Genomic DNA, 1,021 nt, shown 5'->3' with positions numbered 1-1,021 from the left:
GGGCGCGCCAGTGGCGCCGCTCGACGCTGAAGGTGGCGGTGTCAGCGAGGACTTCGCGGGCGACGGCGTCGCGGGTGATGGCCCAGCACGGGATGCCGCCGGGGAGATGGACGGGGACGAGGGGGCCGCTGGCGCGCATGAGGGCGGCGTCGTTGTGGAGGTCCGCAGTGTGCGGGTCGAGGTGGTGGACGGGATGGTCCAGGGACGGTATCGGGCCGGGCGTGCTGGTGCTGGTCGGGGTGGTGGGGTTCAGATCCACGGGACTCCTCCGGTGCGGGTGTGTGTGGGCGGTGCGGGGGTGAAGCGGACGGGCAGGGCCAATAGGCCGCGCATCCATACCCCGGGCTGCCAGCGCAGTTGGTCGGGTTCGCAGGCCAGGGTCATGTCGGGGAGCCGGTCGAGGAGGACTTCGATGCCGACGGCGGCGATGATCTCCGAGAGGTCCTGGGCTGGGGCGGGGCAGCCGTGGGGGCCGTGGGAGTAGGAGAGGTAGGCGCGTGAGCCGCGGGTGCCTTGTGTGGTGTCCGCGCGGATGTGCGGGTCGGTGTTGGCGGCGGCCAGACCGAGGAGGATCAGGTCGCCGGGCGGGATGCGGTAGTTGCCCAGATCGGCGGGCCGGGTGGTGAAGCGTCCGGCGAAGATCTGGGTGGGGGTGTCCTCCCACAGGGCTTCGAGCAGGGCCTGGCGGACCGGCAGTCGGCCGCGGGTGAAGGTGTTGGTGAACCGGTCGTCGGTGAGCATCAGCCGCGTCGCGTTTGTCATCCAGTAGGCGGTGGTCTGGTGCCCGGCGATGATCGCCACCACTAGGTCCTCGACGAGCTGGCTGTGGGTCAGTTCCGCCGGGTGCCCGGCCAGGGTGGCAGTGACGTTGGCGGCGGGGCACGTGCGGGTGTGCTGCACGTGGTCGGTGATGATCTCGCGGGCCTGCTGCTGGCCCGCGATCGCATCCGGGCCGCCGGAGAGCATGGCGGTGAATCCGGCGACCAGCGCGTCGGCCTGGTGTGACGGCACGCCCAGGGCC

General features: G+C 71.8%; 2 pseudogenes. Both read right to left on the bottom strand.

What is annotated here, in order from left to right:
* Positions 1–259, bottom strand: a pseudogene (locus tag ACWGJ2_RS40530) (cytochrome P450); the annotation flags it as partial.
* Positions 250–1,021, bottom strand: a pseudogene (locus tag ACWGJ2_RS40525) (cytochrome P450); the annotation flags it as partial. The pseudogenes ACWGJ2_RS40525 and ACWGJ2_RS40530, both read right to left, overlap by 10 nt.

Source organism: Streptomyces sp. NPDC054796, from assembly GCF_053611545.1.
Note: the sequence above shows the minus strand (reverse complement) of the source record. Positions and strands in the feature narration are given on the sequence as shown.